16 protein-coding genes and 1 pseudogene are annotated in these 15,450 nt (G+C 60.5%); 5 read left to right on the forward strand and 12 right to left on the reverse strand.

Features of this window, described 5'->3' with window-relative positions:
• Positions 1-44: 44 nt before the first annotated feature.
• The 4 genes and pseudogenes from C4Q27_RS25365 to C4Q27_RS25380 form a co-directional block, all read right to left on the reverse strand.
• Positions 45-1,558: pseudogene (locus tag C4Q27_RS25365) on the reverse strand (amidase).
• Positions 1,559-1,747: 189 nt separating this feature from the next.
• Positions 1,748-2,272: a group 1 truncated hemoglobin gene (locus tag C4Q27_RS25370; RefSeq protein WP_064490621.1), complete on the reverse strand. Its 525-nt coding sequence runs from the start codon at positions 2,270-2,272 to the stop codon at positions 1,748-1,750.
• Positions 2,273-2,325: 53 nt separating this feature from the next.
• Positions 2,326-3,192 carry a transporter gene (locus C4Q27_RS25375; RefSeq protein ID WP_064490620.1) on the reverse strand — a complete coding sequence of 289 codons (867 nt, stop codon included), beginning with the start codon at positions 3,190-3,192 and terminating at the stop codon, positions 2,326-2,328.
• Positions 3,193-3,274: 82 nt separating this feature from the next.
• Positions 3,275-4,333, reverse strand: a complete 1,059-nt coding sequence (locus tag C4Q27_RS25380) for a phenylacetaldoxime dehydratase family protein (protein ID WP_104887551.1) — start codon at positions 4,331-4,333, stop codon at positions 3,275-3,277.
• A 529-nt stretch (positions 4,334-4,862) separates the two neighbouring features.
• On the opposite strand from C4Q27_RS25380, the gene C4Q27_RS25385 reads away from it, so the two are divergent.
• Positions 4,863-5,804, forward strand: a complete 942-nt coding sequence (locus tag C4Q27_RS25385; protein ID WP_064490705.1) for a helix-turn-helix domain-containing protein — start codon at positions 4,863-4,865, stop codon at positions 5,802-5,804.
• Between the two features lie 85 nt (positions 5,805-5,889).
• Here the strand turns inward: C4Q27_RS25385 and C4Q27_RS25390 are convergent, their stop codons facing one another.
• The 3 genes from C4Q27_RS25390 to C4Q27_RS25400 all read right to left on the reverse strand — a co-directional run bounded on the left by C4Q27_RS25390 (position 5,890) and on the right by C4Q27_RS25400 (position 8,002).
• Positions 5,890-6,366 carry a nuclear transport factor 2 family protein gene (locus C4Q27_RS25390; RefSeq protein WP_010953850.1) on the reverse strand — a complete coding sequence of 159 codons (477 nt, stop codon included), beginning with the start codon at positions 6,364-6,366 and terminating at the stop codon, positions 5,890-5,892.
• Positions 6,367-6,419: 53 nt separating this feature from the next.
• Positions 6,420-6,986, reverse strand: coding sequence for a TetR/AcrR family transcriptional regulator (locus C4Q27_RS25395; protein WP_196766163.1), 567 nt, complete (start codon positions 6,984-6,986; stop codon positions 6,420-6,422).
• A 125-nt stretch (positions 6,987-7,111) separates the two neighbouring features.
• Entirely contained in the window at positions 7,112-8,002 is an 891-nt protein-coding gene (locus C4Q27_RS25400; protein ID WP_104887552.1) for a LysR family transcriptional regulator, read from the reverse strand.
• Positions 8,003-8,107: 105 nt separating this feature from the next.
• Here C4Q27_RS25400 and C4Q27_RS25405 point away from each other — a divergent pair, with 105 nt between their 5' ends.
• On the forward strand, positions 8,108-9,115 hold the full coding sequence (locus C4Q27_RS25405; RefSeq protein WP_104887553.1) for a zinc-binding alcohol dehydrogenase family protein: 1,008 nt from the start codon (positions 8,108-8,110) through the stop codon (positions 9,113-9,115).
• Between the two features lie 174 nt (positions 9,116-9,289).
• Complete coding sequence (locus C4Q27_RS25410) at positions 9,290-9,616, forward strand: putative quinol monooxygenase (protein WP_029615346.1); 327 nt, start codon at positions 9,290-9,292, stop codon at positions 9,614-9,616.
• 109 nt (positions 9,617-9,725) lie between these two features.
• Here C4Q27_RS25410 and C4Q27_RS29480 read toward each other — a convergent pair whose 3' ends face one another.
• From C4Q27_RS29480 to C4Q27_RS25420, 3 genes are read right to left on the reverse strand one after another with little or no spacing between them, the layout of a single operon-like run.
• Positions 9,726-9,869, reverse strand: a complete 144-nt coding sequence (locus C4Q27_RS29480; protein WP_177410024.1) for a hypothetical protein — start codon at positions 9,867-9,869, stop codon at positions 9,726-9,728.
• Positions 9,870-9,925: 56 nt separating this feature from the next.
• Positions 9,926-10,837, reverse strand: a complete 912-nt coding sequence (locus C4Q27_RS25415) for a magnesium transporter CorA family protein (protein ID WP_064490615.1) — start codon at positions 10,835-10,837, stop codon at positions 9,926-9,928.
• A gap of 3 nt (positions 10,838-10,840) precedes the next feature.
• Positions 10,841-12,421 (reverse strand): RimK family alpha-L-glutamate ligase, encoded by a 1,581-nt coding sequence (locus tag C4Q27_RS25420; RefSeq protein ID WP_020190206.1) that lies wholly within the window; start codon positions 12,419-12,421, stop codon positions 10,841-10,843.
• Between the two features lie 94 nt (positions 12,422-12,515).
• Here C4Q27_RS25420 and C4Q27_RS25425 point away from each other — a divergent pair, with 94 nt between their 5' ends.
• A complete protein-coding gene (locus tag C4Q27_RS25425; RefSeq protein WP_064490613.1) occupies positions 12,516-13,610 on the forward strand; it encodes a GNAT family N-acetyltransferase/peptidase C39 family protein in 1,095 nt (364 codons plus the stop codon).
• A 91-nt stretch (positions 13,611-13,701) separates the two neighbouring features.
• Here C4Q27_RS25425 and grxC read toward each other — a convergent pair whose 3' ends face one another.
• Both grxC and C4Q27_RS25435 read right to left on the reverse strand, forming a co-directional pair.
• Positions 13,702-13,956, reverse strand: coding sequence for a glutaredoxin 3 (gene grxC / locus C4Q27_RS25430; RefSeq protein ID WP_010953858.1), 255 nt, complete (start codon positions 13,954-13,956; stop codon positions 13,702-13,704).
• Positions 13,957-13,969: 13 nt separating this feature from the next.
• The gene (locus C4Q27_RS25435; protein ID WP_064490612.1) at positions 13,970-14,488 is read right to left on the reverse strand and encodes a carboxymuconolactone decarboxylase family protein; all 519 of its coding nucleotides are present in this window, start codon (positions 14,486-14,488) and stop codon (positions 13,970-13,972) included.
• Between the two features lie 129 nt (positions 14,489-14,617).
• Between C4Q27_RS25435 and C4Q27_RS25440 the strand changes: the two genes are divergently transcribed.
• Positions 14,618-15,439: an AraC family transcriptional regulator gene (locus C4Q27_RS25440; RefSeq protein WP_003248200.1), complete on the forward strand. Its 822-nt coding sequence runs from the start codon at positions 14,618-14,620 to the stop codon at positions 15,437-15,439.
• Positions 15,440-15,450: the final 11 nt, after the last annotated feature.

The following is a 15,450-nucleotide window of genomic DNA, read 5'->3' on the forward strand; positions in this document are numbered from 1 at the left end:
GTGCCAGCGGTATTTTTTCAGGGGCGCAGCGCCTGCTGCCTGGGTCACAGCGTGCGCCAGTCCACCGCGGCCTCGAACGCTGCCGCGGCCTGATAGATCGTGCCTTCGGCATAGTGCTTGCCGACCAGCATCAGCCCCACCGGCAGGCCGTCGACCAGGCCGCAAGGGATGGACATGGCCGGGTGGCCGGTGATGTCTTGCGCGGCGGTATTGCCGAGCATCTCCAGCGCGCGCGAGACACTCTCGGTGATCGAGCAACCTGGCGCTGGCAGCGGCTGGGCGATGATGGGCACGGTTGGCATTACCAGCAGGTCGTAGCGCTCCAGCGCCTTGTCGTAGCCGGCGCGCGCGAAACGGGCGATGTTCTGCGCCTTCGCGTAGTAACGGCCGTGGTAGTGTTCCAGGCCAAACTGGCCAACCAGCATGCACAGCTTGAGCGAGGGCGACAGGGCGTCGGCCTGGGTCCGCCAGCCGGCCTGCTTGTCGAGCAAGGCGACGTCGTACAGGCCTTTCCAGTTAAAGCCCGCGCCGTTGCCGTGCATCATCTGCATGGTCAGGCCTTCGCAGCCGATCGGGCTCCATAGCGAGCCGGCCAGCGTATGCTCGGTAACCGATACTTCCTCGACCACTGCGCCCAACGCCTCGAAGCGGGCGATGGCGCTGCGCACCTTGTCGCCAACGCGCTGATCAAGGTTAGCGAGCTGGAAACCTTGCTGGAGGATGCCGATACGCAGCCCGCGTACACCGCGCTCGAGGTAGTTGCCATAGGTATCGACTTCGGGCACGCCTTGGCGTGGGTCAAGCCCGTCGGCACCGGCCATGACTTCGAGCATGAGCGCGTTGTCGCGCACGTTGCTGGTCATCGGGCCGACATGGTCGAAGGTGGCCTCGATCGCCATCACCCCGGTGTACGGCACCAGCCCGAAAGTCGGCTTCATGCCATAGATGCCGCACCACGCTGCGGGAATACGCGCCGAACCGCCCTGATCGCCGCCCACCGCTAGGTCAACTTCGCCCGCCGCAACCAGCGCGGCGCTGCCCGACGACGAACCGCCGGTGCTGAAACCAGGGCGCAATGGGTTGTGCACGGGTGCCGGGTCCGAGGTGTGGCTGGCGCCGGACAGGCAGTAGTGCTCGCAAGTGGCCTTGCCGAGGATGGTCACCCCGGCGTCGAGCAAACGCGTAACTACAGTGGCATCGAATGACGGCACAAAACCGGCCAGTGGCGCGGCACCGTTCATCATCGGCACGCCCGCCAGCGAGATGTTGTCCTTGAGTGCGACTGTTTTGCCGAGCAGTTTGCCGGTGCTGGCGCCCATCACCTCGGTACGGTAGTACCAGGCGTTCAACGGGTTCTCCCGGCTGGAGGGGCGGTAACCCGCAGTGCGCTCGTAGCGCACCAAGGGGATGAAGTCCGGCAGTTCGTCGATCAGGTCATAGGCGTCGAGGCTTGCCTGCATGAGCGCCAGGTATTCGCTGGCTTGTTCGGGGTCAGCTGCATGTGCAGGCGGCTGGCGAGGGACTGCAACTGTTCGAGCGTCGGGCGGATGATGGCCATGGGGTGTCCTGTTTCCGGTGGCAGGCCGCAGGGGCCGGTAAATGACTGTTCGAGAGGCTCGCCGCGGCTGGGCCTGGTAACAAGCTAGCGCCAGCGCGCGAGCGGTACTTGGCTGAGCAGGACAGTCGCTTTGTTGAGCAGGACTGCGTTGCGCCAAGTGGAGTGCGTCCTGAATGTGGCCGGGTGGGCTTACGGCTCCAGCTTGGGCACGGCTGCCTGCTCAGCCGAATCGGTGCGTGCGGGCCACACTACGCCGACGCTTTTCATGCCTTTGGCCGGGTCCATCGTGGGGTTGGCCAACACCACATCGCGGTAGGAGGGGCTGCCGATCACGGCGGGTTTGAACTTGACCAGGAAGTCGTTGACCTCCTTGCGCAGTTCCGGTGACAGGTTGTAGTCGTTGTAGCATTCCTCCAGGCAATCCAGCGTGGCTTGCCAATGAACCTCGGTAAGCCCCATGCCGCGGTGTGCGGTAACCATGTCCCGGCCGCGGTACTTGGCGCTGCCACCCCAGTGTTGCGAGAGGAAGTCGACGAAGTTGATGTGTTCCTTCTGGAAGGTCGACTCGGACATGTGTGCCCAGATATGACCGATCGCCGGGTGGGCCATGGTCTTGCGCAGTACCGCGCCGGCGAACTGGTAGATAGCGTCATAGCCGCCGAGGCGGGTATACAACGAAGGTTGCTGTTCAGGGGTTGCCTGTTGATCAGTCATGTTCTGGTGCTCCGTATCTGCTGGGGGGCTTGCTGGTGCCAACGGGCCTTGGGTTAAAAGACCCGGACGTACCTGAGGTTCAGGCGGAAGTTTTCCTTGGGGCCGTTTTCTACCGCGAGGTCACGGCCAAGTTGCACCTGCAGCTGGTCCTTGGCGGTGAAGAACTTGTTCGCGGTGAGGCGCAAGTTGGTGGTTTCGGCGCGGTCGTCCTGCGCTGTTCCGTCAATCTGGTTTTCCCCGCCCCAGGCGTGACCGAGGCCAATTGCCAGTGAAGTGCCTGGGTCTACGATGTAGCGCCCCATCAGTTGCGCCCCGTAGGAAACCTCCTGTTCACGGCGCGCAGAGCTGGAGCCGAAGTCGTCGTTGTCGCTGTACCAGATGGCATCACCGACCAGGTCGACAGCCCATTTTTCGCCCAAATGTTTGACGTAGGCGGCCTGCAGATCGACCTTCCAGCGGTTCTCGCCAAGGTTGAGCGCGTCGTCGCGGTCGTAAGTGCCAGTGGGGGCGGTGAGGTAAACGGTGGCGCCAAGGATGTCGTTGGCCTCGTTCAAGCGGTACTTGAGCGGTGCCGTCAGGGTGAGGTCGCCAACGCCGCTGGTGTCGCCCAGGGCCGAGGCATCGCCGCTGCTCGATACGCGGCCGAACGGCAGCAGAAATTGCGGCTCCAGGGTCAGTCGATCAGTCAATTGATAGACGTGCAGCAGCCGCAGGATGCCGACGTTGGAGGTCAGGTTGAAATCGGAGCTGACTTTGTGGCCGTTGGCGTAAGCGCTGTCGGTGGTGGAATGCTGGTAATAGACCACACCGATCGTTGCACCCACCGGCAGCGCTTCATAATCACCCGGATCAACTTCGAACGCTTGCGCACACACGCTTGGCACGGCTGCCGCGAGCATCAGGTAACGGAGCTGTTTCATGGACAGAGGTCCTTTATTCTGGGCAAAAAGAGCCCCACTGCCGCAGGGACGGCAGGTGCGGGGCTAAACGTGGAGTTGGGGGCTAGTTGGAACTGACTTTTGCGTCGCGCAACATGCCGGTGTGTGGGTGGCAGTTGATGTATTCGAACACCTGGCTGCTTGCATCCGACACGGAGACTTCGTGATAGAGCCGCAACTTCTCGAGCCCTGCCGCTACCCGAAAGAAGGTGACGAAAATACGCAGATGAGTGGGGTGCGATTCCGCCCAGCGTTCGAGTTTCTCCAATGAACGCCAGTGGCCGATGTTGTAACTCATGTCGAGCAAATTGCCGTTCGCGTCGATATTGCGTACAAAGCGATTGCTGTAACAGCCCAGCGGCTGGCCGTTATCGCGCAGAAAATCCATACCATCCTGCAAGGTCGGCAAGATTTCATCCAGGTACAGCGAGCGCTCAGCCGCTTCTGCCGCTGCCCAGTCCTGGCCCGAGCGAATCAAGGCAATATTGTCATGGCCGATCACCACCACCCGACCGCCTTTGGCCGGGTCGCCAGCCACGACTCGCAGTTCGCCGTTCGGCTTCATCCAGTCCGTTTGCGACACCGGGAAACGGTCGCGCATCGAGCCCCAGTAACCGTGTTCCTCAATCTCGCCACTGGTGTTGTCCATGATCGCCCCGACCCCGGGCAAATCGCTCTGGAACGCATACAGCGTCTCGAACTGCTCGGCCCGCGGCGCGGTGATTTCGCGGTAGTAACCAAGGCCATCATTCAGGCGTTGCGGCGACCTCCACCAGCCATCCACCTCAGGCGAGCGTAACCAGCGGCAGTAAGCGCCGGTATCTTTCCAGTAGCCGACGATCATCAGGTTGTCGTAGCCGCTGCTGTCGGTGTGGTGCGTCAGGTCGTGAGTCAGCGGGCCGTCGTTCAAGCCAAAGCTGTCGAGAATCTCGCGCATCGCCTGCAAGGCCCGCTCACGCTGACCATCACCCTGGTACTGCACCCCCAGATAGGCCATCACGACTTGCGTCAGCTGCTCATCAGCGCGGCCGACCCACATCGGGAAGGGCGGCTGGTAATCATCAGGCACCCGGCGCGATAACGTGCGCGGGCACACGAGGTGTTTGTCGATTGCAGATTCCATCACAGGCTCCTTGTTATTTTATGTTCAGAACACGCTCAGCATTGCCTGGAGCGTTCGCCAGCCGGGCGCGCAGTGCACACGCGGCCCACTCGAGCACCCACGATAAAAACTCTTCGGGCGCCAGGTCGCGCCTATGCAGCCACCTGAACTCGTCGGCGATTCGCTGTTGTTGTAATTGCATGGGCTACCTCATCAGCGCAGTTGCTGGAAACAACGTGAGGTCAAAGTTAGGGAGGACTGGGCAACGTCGCTTTGTTCGCAAGGACAATCGTTTGGTTGGAAACGACAGCGCCGTAACACCCGCTTGAGCACGAGCCGCAATGGTGCAGCGGCCAGGGAAAAGCAGCTTTTTTGCCCTGAAATGGGGAGCAATATGGGGGCTTTTGGAAAGCGCCAGTTGGCGCCATGAGGACGAAGGCTGAGAGGGCTGCAGCCTGTGCCAGCGAATACCGCTGGCGTGAATATTGCCTATGCGAACCTCTGTAACAGTGCCCCTTTTTCAAGTTGCCACATGAAGGTGAGCGCCATCATGGCTGAGACCAACCACTATTCGACCCTTGCCGTTTCGCCATCCCGTCGCTTTGATTACTGGCGGGAGGTGGTCTGCCGCCATTGTTTGTCGGCAGACAGCAAACCCTCCTCGCAGAGCAACTTCGAAGGGGCGCTGCAGGTCAACGGCATCGGCCCGTTGGATGTCACGACGCTGTCGTCGCCGCTGCACCACTGGGTGCGCTCCGAGCAACACCTGCGCAGCGACCCCGCCGAAGACATATGGTTGGGAGTCACCCTCGACGGTTACGGCGAAATTGAACAACACAACCGCAAGGCCAGGCTCACGGCTGGCAATGTGTTTCTTTACGACGCAACCCAACCGTTTCGATTCAGCCTGGGTGGTACCGAAAACCACCTTATCCGCATCCCCCGGCCGCTGCTCGCACAGCGTGTCCCGCACATCGCTGACATCACCGCGCTGGTGCTGGAAGAGGGGCGCCCCGGAGTGATCCCGTTGCGGCAGATGATTGGCCAGGCGGCCAGTTCTGCGCCGTTGTTGCAGGACGAAGGCGTCTCCCGACGGTACTCCAACACCATCATCGACCTGCTGGTGCTCAGCCTTGAGTTGCAGGACCTGAAGACTACCCATCGGGAGCTGGATCTTTATGGGCGAATCATGAATTACATTCAACGCCATTTGACTGAGCCGGAGCTGTCGATCGAGTCGATTGCCCTGGCACATCACGTGTCGACACGGACGGTGACACGGGCGTTTGCCCGGCATCAGAAGTCTCCGGTTGCCGAGATCTGGAAGGAGCGGCTGAATGCTAGCCGCGCGGCGATTGAGTGTGGGCAGGTAAAGAGTGTTTCGCAGGCGGCGTTGGAGTTTGGTTTTTCAGACTTTTCACATTTTAGCCATGCGTTTCGCAAGGCGTTTGGCGTGGCGCCGCATTCGTTGTTACCGCGCAGTAGGGGGTGAGAATTGAAACCTGCGTTTGGCCATGCTCTGTGCCCCTCAAACAAAAAACCTGATCCCCTATGTAAAGGATCAGGTTTAACCTGACTTACAGGCCCAGTTCGGTCAGCCCTGGGTGATCATCCGGACGGCGACCCAGTGGCCAGTGGAACTTGCGCTCGCTTTCCTTGATGGGCATGTCGTTGATGCAGGCGAAACGGCGGTGCATCAAGCCATCGGCTTCAAACTCCCAGTTTTCGTTGCCATAGGAGCGGAACCAGTTGCCCGAATCGTCGTGCCACTCGTAGGCGTAACGGACGGCGATGCGGTTGTCGGTGAAGGCCCAGAGCTCTTTGATCAAGCGGTAGTCCAGTTCTTTCTTCCACTTGCGAGTAAGGAAGTCCCGAGCTTCTTCACGGTTGTTTGCAAACTCGGCACGGTTACGCCATTGGGTGTCCACCGTATAGGCCAGGGCAATCTTTTCGGGTTCGCGGGTATTCCAACCATCCTCAGCGAGTCGGACCTTTTCAATCGCCGATTCGCGAGTGAAAGGAGGAAGTGGCGGACGAGTGTGTTCGTTGGACATGGTGGTGCCTCCAATCTTTTGGATGGTTCAGTTGAGTGGGTATTTCTTTAACTTCAAGCGCTTGCGCGCTGCACGTCCTTGAGCAAAACCTTTGCGATTTCTCGTGCACTGTCGAGCGCGGTGTGATCACCCATGACGTGGGCCACGGTTATCGTGCCCTCTATAATCAAAAGAAGTTGCTTGGCCAAGCCAGTCGGATCGTTAACACCTAATTCGCTGGTCAGTTCTAGCGTGTAGTCCAGCAGCTTTTGTTTATGCAGTTTTGCGATCTGTCGAACAGGATCGTCTGCGTCACCCACCTCTCCGGCGGTGTTGATAAAAGCACATCCGCGAAAACCCTCTGACTCGAACCAACTTTTGAGGGCATCAAAAATGCCAAGGATGCGTGCCTCTGGCGTTTGCGCTTTTTCGCATTCACTTCTGAACCACGTCATCCAGCGTATATCGCGTGCATTGAGTGCCGCCGCTGCTACGTCGTCTTTATTCGCAAAATAGCGATAAATACTTTTACGGGCGACGCCCGAGGTCTTTACCAAGAGGTCCATGCCCGTGGCGTGAATCCCGTTCTCGTAAATAAGCTTCTCGGCAGTCGCCAGGATTTTTTCGCGTGTATCGGTCATTGGCTTATCCATGTAGTCAGAGTAGAACGATCGTTCTCCCTGGTCAAGCAGCTCTTGAAATTATTCGATTGCGTGCAAGCGGGGCGCCGGCGTGCGTTCGATCAGAGTGGTTGGCTTCGCGCTGATCAGTCGCGCTCCAGTTCGGCGAAGCGGCTGGACAACCAGGCGTGCAGGTGCCTTACCGCAGGCGACAACTGCTTGCGGTGCGGGCACACCAGGCTCAGTGGCATGGCGGGCCCGGGGTGATCCTGCATGAGCACGACAAGTCTTCCCGCCAGCACATCGTCGCTCACATCCAGCCAGGACTTGTAGGTTATCCCTTCGCCGGCCACGGCCCAGCGCCGGGCAATATCGGCGTCGTCGCAGAGCAGGGCGCCACGCACTTGGACGGTCTGCGTTCCCAGTTGCCACTTGTCGTAGACCCGCCCCTGCTGCATGTACAGCAGGCACTGGTGTTCGAGCAGATCTTCGGGGGCTTGCACGGTGCCTTGCCGCGCCAGGTACTCGGGCGAGGCCACCAGCACCTTGCGGTTCCAAGGTGCTGGTGGCAGGGCTATATAGTTGGCTTCGGCGTTCAGGCCATAGCGGATGGCGATATCTACCGGATCGCGAAAAAGATCGGCGATCTGGTCGGAGAGAAACAAGCGCAGGTTCAACTGTGGATGCTCTCGGCGAAACGCCGTGAGCCAGGGCAACAGCACGTTGCGGCCCAGATCGGAGGGTGCAGCCACCTGCAAGGTTCCGCTGAGCTGGGCGCTTTCCTGACGCAGGTTGTCGCGCCCGTGCCTGAGGGCTTCCAGGGCGACAAGGGCCGAGGGCAGGTACTGCTCGCCTTCGGCTGTGAGGCGCAAGCTGCGCGTGGTGCGGGCAAACAATCGCACATCCAGTTCACGCTCCAGGCGCTTGACTGCCTCGGCTGCCTGGCCAGGTAGCAGGTCGGCCTCGTGGGCCGCCGCGGTAAAGCTGCCCAGCGCAGCGCTGCGAACGAAGATACCCAGGTCGTCGAGACGGATCATTATCACTCCTGCAATGAAAGTGTTGACGGGCAGGGCCCGTTTTTCCCGGACGCCTGGCACGCCAGACTCGATGCCAAATCAAACCACATTCAGCAGTGAGTGCCTATGAAAGCGATCAGTTTCATCCACAAAGGCTTGCCTATCGAAGACCCTGCGTCTCTCCAGGACATCTTCATGCCCAAGCCCAGCCCTGGGCCCAGGGACATTCTGGTCGAGGTCAAAGCCGTGTCGGTCAACCCCGTAGACACTAAGGTACGCGCGGGAACTTTCACGGGAGAGCCGAAAATACTCGGCTGGGACGCGGCCGGTATCGTCCGCGAAGTCGGGCGTCAGGTGACCCTGTTCAAGCCCGGAGACCAGGTGTACTACGCCGGTTCCATCGCCAGGCCCGGCAGCTACAGTGAATATCACCTGGTTGACGAACGCATCGTCGGGCATCAACCGCGCAGCCTGGGTGCGGCGCAGGCAGCCGCGCTGCCGCTGACGGCCATCACCGCCTGGGAACTGCTGTTCGATCGCCTGGGGATCGCGGAGGGCGGCGGGGAGGGCGATGCCCTGCTGATCGTTGGCGCTGCCGGCGGCGTCGGTTCGATGCTGCTGCAGTTGGCCCGGCAACTGACCCGCCTGACGGTTATCGGCACGGCCTCCCGCGCCGAGACCAGCAACTGGGTACGCGAACTGGGCGCCCATCACGTCATCGATCACAGTGCACCGCTGCAAGGGCAGCTGCGGGCCCTGGGGATCGAGTCGGTCAGCCATGTCGCCAGCCTCACCCATACTGATCAGCACTTCGCGCAACTGGTTGAAGTGCTGCGCCCCCAAGGTCGCCTGGGCGTGATTGACGACCCGCAGATCCTGGACGTCATGCCGCTCAAGCGCAAGTCGCTGTCGCTGCACTGGGAGCTGATGTTCACCCGCTCGCTTTATGAAACCGACGACATGGTGCGCCAGCACGAGCTGCTCGAGCGCGTGGCCGGGCTGATCGATCAAGGCATCCTGCGTACCACCTTGGGCGAGCATTTCGGCGCCATCAATGCCGCCAACATGCGCCGTGCCCATGCGCTGGTCGAGAGTGGCAAGGCGCGCGGCAAGATCGTCCTGGAAGGCTTCTGAAACCTGTTTGACAGACAACGGCGGACCGGTTGATCCGGTCTGCCATGAGCATGCTTGAACGAACCGTGTTTCTCCGCGCCGCGCACATTCCCGGCGCTACGCCCGGTGAAACTCATGCACACCTTGACGCAGGCAGTACCGCGCCTGCTCTTTGCCACTGACCAAGAGCTTGATATGAACCGACAAGATTACCCCCTCGTTTCCCTCGCCATCCTCAAGGCCAAGCCAGGCCAGGCACCAAAGCTGAAAGCGGCCTTGCTGGCATTGATCGAACCGACTCGGGCGGAGCCCGGCAACCGCGACTACATGTTGTTCGAACGCAGCGACGAGCCTGGGACGTTCTACATGCGCGAGGCGTTCGACCATCAGCAGGCCCTGGACGCGCACCTGACCACCGCTCACTTCCAGCGGTTTGCCGAGCAGGCCGAACAGCTGTTGGCGGAGCCCTTGCAACTGATCTTCCTTGACCCGGTGTCATCTGCCGTTGCGCCCTGTCCCTGAGGCAGGCCAGGCAATGCGACCCGCCCTGGGGCACTGTTACCTCGACCGATGTGGATGGCTGTTCTCGAGGACGTTGGCGCCAGTTTGCGAGTGGGTCGCCATTCCACGTTCAAGGACGCCGCTGAACTTTGGTTGCCGGCTGCTTGATGCTGGGTTCTTCTGAGCGTGCGGCGCGGTGTTCAAACAGACTTATCAGGGTGCCTGTAATTGCAATCAGCGCCAGCATAAATAATCCGATGTCCGAATTTTCCATGGTCTCGTCCTGCGGGTTGATGGGTACACGTTGACACTATTTCTTGGCACGGCGGGTCATGCCATACGCCGTAAAGCCACGGCCATGGCCCCGCCAAGTACCGCCATGGCCAGCAGCAGCGCGGGGAACGTCAACCACCAGGGCATGCCGGCGGTCATCATGCTGAACTCCGACATGCCGCCGATGCTGGCGAGCAGGTTCAAGGGCAGGAACACCACATTGATCATGGTCAGGTTGCGCAGCGCGTGGTTCATGCCGTTGTTGGCCAGGTTGCCGCGGGCCTCGATCAGGTTGGTAAAGACCTGGGCATGGATCTTCGCCTGCTGGTAGCTTTGCTCGTTTTCGATGATCAGGTCATTCAGCACTTCCAGTTGCTCGGGCCCGAAGCCGTGTTTCTGGCCATGGCTGCGCAGCAGGGCTAGCACGGCGCCATTGCTTTGAATGGCGTTGACGTAATACACCAGGCTTTCGCTCAGGCTGTACATCTGCACCAGGTGCTGGTTGTCCATGGACCGATCGAACTGCAGCTGGATTTCGCGGGCCACCTGCTTTACCACCCGCAGGTGGCCCAGGTAGTGATGCACGCTCTCAGCCAGCATCGCCATCAGCACATCCAGTGGGGTACTCATGCCGGCCTGCCGGTCTACTCCGGCGAGTAGCGAGTTGGCGGCGCAGATCACCACCAGGCGCTTTTCGCTGAGTACAACGCCGAATGACGAGACATTGAATACCCGGCCATCAAAGCTTTCCGGGCGCTTCCAGATCAGGAACAGGTGATCGGGCTTGATCTCGATACGCGCCACTTCATCCGGGTCCAGGGAGGACTCCAGCGACTGGGCACTGACCCCCAGGCAATCGCACAACCGGGATTGCTCCGTTGCGTCCGGCGCGACACACAACCAGACGCTGGCTCGTTCCTCGGGGGCTTCAAGGAGGGCACCGTCTACGGCGAGGTAGTATTCGATCATCGTTTACCAGGCCTGGCCGAGGTGTTTACGTTCAAGCCGCTGCACGAAAGCCTGCAGCACTCGCTGGTAAAGCGCGTTACCCAGCACGGCATCTTCGGTGCCGGCATCGAGGTTGGGGTTGTCGTTGACTTCGATCACCAGTACACGGTCGCCGGTCTGCTTCAGGTCCACACCGTACAACCCTTGCCCGATCAGCCTGGCAGTGTCGACGGCCAGCTTTACGACTTCGGGCGGTGCCTGTTCCACCGGGACCGCGCGGCACAGGCCGTTGACTTCGCCGGCCTGGGCCTTGTGGTTGTAGATTTGCCAGTGGCCCTTGGACATGAAGTACTGGCAGGCATAAAGCGCTTCACCGTTGAGTACGCCGATACGCCAGTCGTATTCGGTGTAGCAGTACTCCTGGGCCAGCAGCAGTACCGAGTGTTCGAACAGCTCCTGTGCCGCCGAGGCCAGTGCCTGGGCGTCGGCGACCTTGATCACGCCTTTCGAGAAGCAGCCGTCGGGAATCTTCAACACCAGCGGAAAACCGAGGCGCCGGCCCACAAGTTCGAGTTCCTGCGGGCGGTCCTTGTACAGGATCTCCGTGGCCGGTGCGCCGAGGTTGTGGCGTTTGAGCAGATCGGCGAGGTACACCTTGTTGGTGCAGCGCAGGATGGAGGAGGGGTCGTCGATCACCACCAGGCCTTCGCTTTCGGCCTTTTTGGCAAAGCGATAGGTATGGTCGTCCACCCGCGTGGTCTCCCGAATGAACAAGGCGTCAAATTCGGCCAGGCGTGCATAGTCCTTCTTTTCGATCAGCTCTACATCGATGCCCAGCTGTTTACCGTTTTCGATGAATTGCTCCAGCGCCTCAGGATTGGACGGTGGCAGCGCCTCGGCCGGGTCATGCAGAATCGCCAGGTCGAACCGGGCCAGGCGTTTGGAGGCGGGCTGACGCCACGTCCGGCGGTTGAAGGCATCCAGCGCGTTGGCAAACAAGTACTGCTGCTCATCCCGCAGTTTGTGCAGCGCGCCGGCCTTGATCCCATCAATCTGCCAGGTATCACGCCTGCGAAACTCCACCAGCAAGACAGGGCAGGGGAACGACTCGAACAGCTGTCGACCGATATCCTGAAGGGGTTCAATGGCGGTCCGCCCGAAATACAAGGTGAGGGTGAAAGCCTCGGTGCTGCCATAGGGGTGATCGGCCAGGGCTCGCTCCAGTGTGCGTTCCAGGTCATCCAGCCCCACGCCATAGAGCGCCTTGCGGGTGAGCTCGCTGATGGTTCGCACCGACGGGAACACCTTGTGGCCCCGTGCCTCGGCGAGCAGCGAGCAGTAGTAGCCTTGCCCCAGATACTTGTAGCTGCGGCACAGGTTGATTACCTGCGTACGCCTCGCAACGTCGTCGCTGTGTTCAAAGTAATCCTGGGCCAGCATCAGGCTCTCGCTGGGAAAGTAGCTGGCCCAGTCTTCCTTGCGCTCCACCACGATCAACAAGCGGTTACCGGCGCTCCGCTTACTGGGTGGCTCCTCGGAGAGGGTTATTGTGGAAACTTCGGTTTTGGCCAATACTTCGGCCACGTTGGCTTGCACCGCTGACATGAGTATTCGATCCCTGTTGAAGAAGACGCCCCTTCAATAAATCACGGGTTTCCCGACCTGTCCCGGTTCGTTACTCAAACATTACGGTGTTGCCATGGCTTTTGATTTTCGCTTTGCATCGGTGGCCGATATCGATGCGCTGGTTGCCCTGGAGCAGGACTGTTTCACCCTCGACCGCCTGAGCCCGCGTAATTTCAACTGGATGGTGCGACGCGCCAATGCCAGCCTTATTGTCGCTGAACAACAGGGGCATCTGGCGGGCTACGCGCTGCTGCTGTTCCATCGCGGCACGTCACTTGCCCGTCTGTATTCAATTGCCGTAAGCCCGGCCTGGCGCGGCCATGGGTTGGGCCAGCAGTTGCTGGAGCAGGCCCAGGCAAGTGCGCTGGAGCGTAATTGCGCCTGGCTGCGCCTGGAGGTGCGCGCGGACAACCCTGCGGCCATCAGCTTGTACGAAAGCAATGGCTATCAACGCTTCGCTGTGGTTGAGAACTACTACGAAGACCACAGCCAGGCGCTGCGTTTCGAGAAGCGTATCCTGCGCAGCGCTCCGCCCCCTGCACGGCAAGTGCCGTACTACGCGCAAACGACCGAGTTCACCTGCGGAGCGGCCTGCCTTTTGATGGCCATGGCTGCGGTCGAACGGGGGCGGGCCATGCACCGCAGCGAGGAAATTCAACTGTGGCGAGAAGCGACCACCATCTTCATGACGGCGGGGCACGGCGGTTGCAGTCCGCAGGGGCTTGCACTGGCGGCCTGGCGCCGCGGGTTCGAGGTGTGCATGGTGGTCAGCCAGCCTGGATCGCTGTTCCTCGATGGAGTACGCAGTGCTCAGAAAAAAGACGTAATGCAATTGGTCGAGGACGGCTTTGCCGGGGCGTTGGCCGAAACCGACGTGCATCAGGTGCTGGCGCCCGGCCTTGATGTGCGGTCAGCGTTGCAAGACGGGTTCAGGCCGGTGGTGCTGATTAGCAGCTACCGTTTCACTCGTCTGAAAGCCCCGCACTGGATCTTGGTCACGGGTTGCGATGACGAATTCGTGTACCTGCATGATCCTGATGTGGATCACAGCCGCCAAAAACGCATCCTGGACTGCCAGCATCTGCCAGTAAGCCATGCCGAATTTCAGCGCATGAGCAGTTTCGGCAGGCAGCGGGTAAGGGCCGCTGTGCTGTTGCGCGGGCGATAGAACGGCTGTGCAGGTGGGTATGTATGGCATGGGCATGGAGTGAACATGAATAGTGCTCCGGATGGGATCGCATGCCGGAGCACTTTGCGCTTCAAGCGTGAAGCAATGCCTCGAGCTGGCCCTTGCGGTCAAGACGGGCCAAGTCATCGAAGCCGCCGACATGCACCTTGCCAACAAATATCTGTGGGACAGTTCGGCGCTGGGATCGCTGCATCATTTCCGCCAGGTGCAGGGGTGACGTTTCAACGTTGATTTCGTCAGGGGTGATGCCCTTGCTCGACAGCAGTCGCTTGGCGCTCAGGCAGTATGGGCAGTGCGGGGTGGTATAGATAGTCACAGGGCTCATGGCGGTTACCCTCCTAGTTTGCCGATGGCGGAAAGTCGATATCGGTAGCGGCGATGTTGTTCAGGTAGTTGGTCAGGGTTAACAGCGTGACCTGTGCCACCACCTCCACGATCTTGCTATCAGTAAGACCTGCCTCACGCGCGGCAGCGATCTGCTCGTCACTCAACTGGCCGCGCCTTGCCGTGATCTGCTGCGCCAGTGCGGCAACCGCGCTGAGTGTGCCGGCTCGGGCTTGGCTTACGGCCTCATCGTTCAAACCCGCCTTGCCGCCGAAGAAGGTGTGTGCGGCCAGGCAGTAGTCGCACCCGTTGATTTCCGAGGTGGCGAGGGCAACGACTTCACGCTCGGCGGCGCTCAGTGAGCTTTTACCCAACGCTTGGGCGAGGCCCAGGTAACCATTGAGCGCGACCGGAGCGTGCGCCAGGGTCCTGAATGCGTTGGGAATGAAGCCGAGACCTTTTTGAATGCCTTCGAGAGCTGCGCGCGAGCCAGTAGGCGCCTGGTCCAGCGAGAGAGCGGTAATACGAGTCATGGTCGTTCTCCAATAGGTTGAGTAACCGGCTTGTCTATCAAGCTTGGGGTCCATACTAGAGAGGCAGACTTTTCTTTCGGCTTCAGATCGTCGAAGTTATGCAACAGATCGTCTAAACCTGAGTGCGCTATGGACCGACTGTCGACACTACTTAAGCACTTCAACCTGCACGCTAGTGCGTTTCACCAGGGTGGGTTCTGTGGAACGACCCACCTTGGGCAACACAGTGTCGGGCACGCCCATCTGTTGCGCTCGGGGCGTCTGGCCTTCAAGGATAAGCGTGGGCAGCGTATCGAGTTGACCGAACCCACCCTGATTCTGGCGGTGCGCCCGCAGGAGCATCACTTGCTTGCCACCGACGCCGATGAAGCGGAGTTAGTGTGCGCCACCCTGCAATTCGATGGCGGCGCCAACAATCCGCTGACCCTGGCTTTGCCGGACTTCATCATCAAGCCCCTCGGCGAATTGCAAGGCCTTGATGGCACCCTTGACTGGCTGTTCGAAGAAGCCTTTGGAGATGAGTGTGGTCGTGATGTCATTCTCAATCGCTTGTTCGAGCTGATGATCATTCAGCTGCTTCGCCACCTCATCGCCAGCCGCAGCATCGCCTCGGGAATGATGGCGGGTCTGGCCAACGCTCAGCTGTCTCGCGCGCTTGTGGGGATCCACGATGAGCCGCAGCGCAATTGGTCCGTGGCGGAACTGGCGAATCTTTCGGGCATGTCGCGGGCAAGCTTCGCTTCGCACTTTCGCGAGATCGTGGGTATTACGCCTGCGGACTACCTGGCGAACTGGCGCATCAGTTTGACGCAAAAACGCCTTCGCGAAGGGCGCCCCATTGCCCTGATCGCCGATGAGGTCGGCTACGAAAGTCCTTCTGCGCTAGCCCGAACCTTTCGCCGCAAGGTGGGTGCGAGCCCGAAACAATGGCTGCAGCAGGGAACGGTGTGACGCCTGGTCGA

Source organism: Pseudomonas sp. SWI36, from assembly GCF_002948105.1.
GTDB classification, from domain to species: Bacteria; Pseudomonadota; Gammaproteobacteria; order Pseudomonadales; family Pseudomonadaceae; genus Aquipseudomonas; species Aquipseudomonas alloputida.

Coding starts and splice junctions, on each gene's coding strand:
- C4Q27_RS25405 (WP_104887553.1), top strand. CDS start 8,108: ATGAAAGCGATCAGTTTCATCCACAAAGGCTTGCCTATCGAAGACCCT.
- C4Q27_RS25410 (WP_029615346.1), top strand. CDS start 9,290: ATGAACCGACAAGATTACCCCCTCGTTTCCCTCGCCATCCTCAAGGCC.
- C4Q27_RS25400 (WP_104887552.1), bottom strand. CDS start 8,002: ATGATCCGTCTCGACGACCTGGGTATCTTCGTTCGCAGCGCTGCGCTG.
- C4Q27_RS25380 (WP_104887551.1), bottom strand. CDS start 4,333: ATGGAATCTGCAATCGACAAACACCTCGTGTGCCCGCGCACGTTATCG.
- C4Q27_RS25420 (WP_020190206.1), bottom strand. CDS start 12,421: ATGTCAGCGGTGCAAGCCAACGTGGCCGAAGTATTGGCCAAAACCGAA.
- C4Q27_RS29480 (WP_177410024.1), bottom strand. CDS start 9,869: ATGGAAAATTCGGACATCGGATTATTTATGCTGGCGCTGATTGCAATT.
- C4Q27_RS25390 (WP_010953850.1), bottom strand. CDS start 6,366: ATGTCCAACGAACACACTCGTCCGCCACTTCCTCCTTTCACTCGCGAA.
- C4Q27_RS25440 (WP_003248200.1), top strand. CDS start 14,618: ATGGACCGACTGTCGACACTACTTAAGCACTTCAACCTGCACGCTAGT.
- C4Q27_RS25370 (WP_064490621.1), bottom strand. CDS start 2,272: ATGACTGATCAACAGGCAACCCCTGAACAGCAACCTTCGTTGTATACC.
- grxC (WP_010953858.1), bottom strand. CDS start 13,956: ATGAGCCCTGTGACTATCTATACCACCCCGCACTGCCCATACTGCCTG.
- C4Q27_RS25385 (WP_064490705.1), top strand. CDS start 4,863: ATGGCTGAGACCAACCACTATTCGACCCTTGCCGTTTCGCCATCCCGT.
- C4Q27_RS25395 (WP_196766163.1), bottom strand. CDS start 6,986: ATGACCGATACACGCGAAAAAATCCTGGCGACTGCCGAGAAGCTTATT.
- C4Q27_RS25425 (WP_064490613.1), top strand. CDS start 12,516: ATGGCTTTTGATTTTCGCTTTGCATCGGTGGCCGATATCGATGCGCTG.
- C4Q27_RS25415 (WP_064490615.1), bottom strand. CDS start 10,837: ATGATCGAATACTACCTCGCCGTAGACGGTGCCCTCCTTGAAGCCCCC.
- C4Q27_RS25435 (WP_064490612.1), bottom strand. CDS start 14,488: ATGACTCGTATTACCGCTCTCTCGCTGGACCAGGCGCCTACTGGCTCG.
- C4Q27_RS25375 (WP_064490620.1), bottom strand. CDS start 3,192: ATGAAACAGCTCCGTTACCTGATGCTCGCGGCAGCCGTGCCAAGCGTG.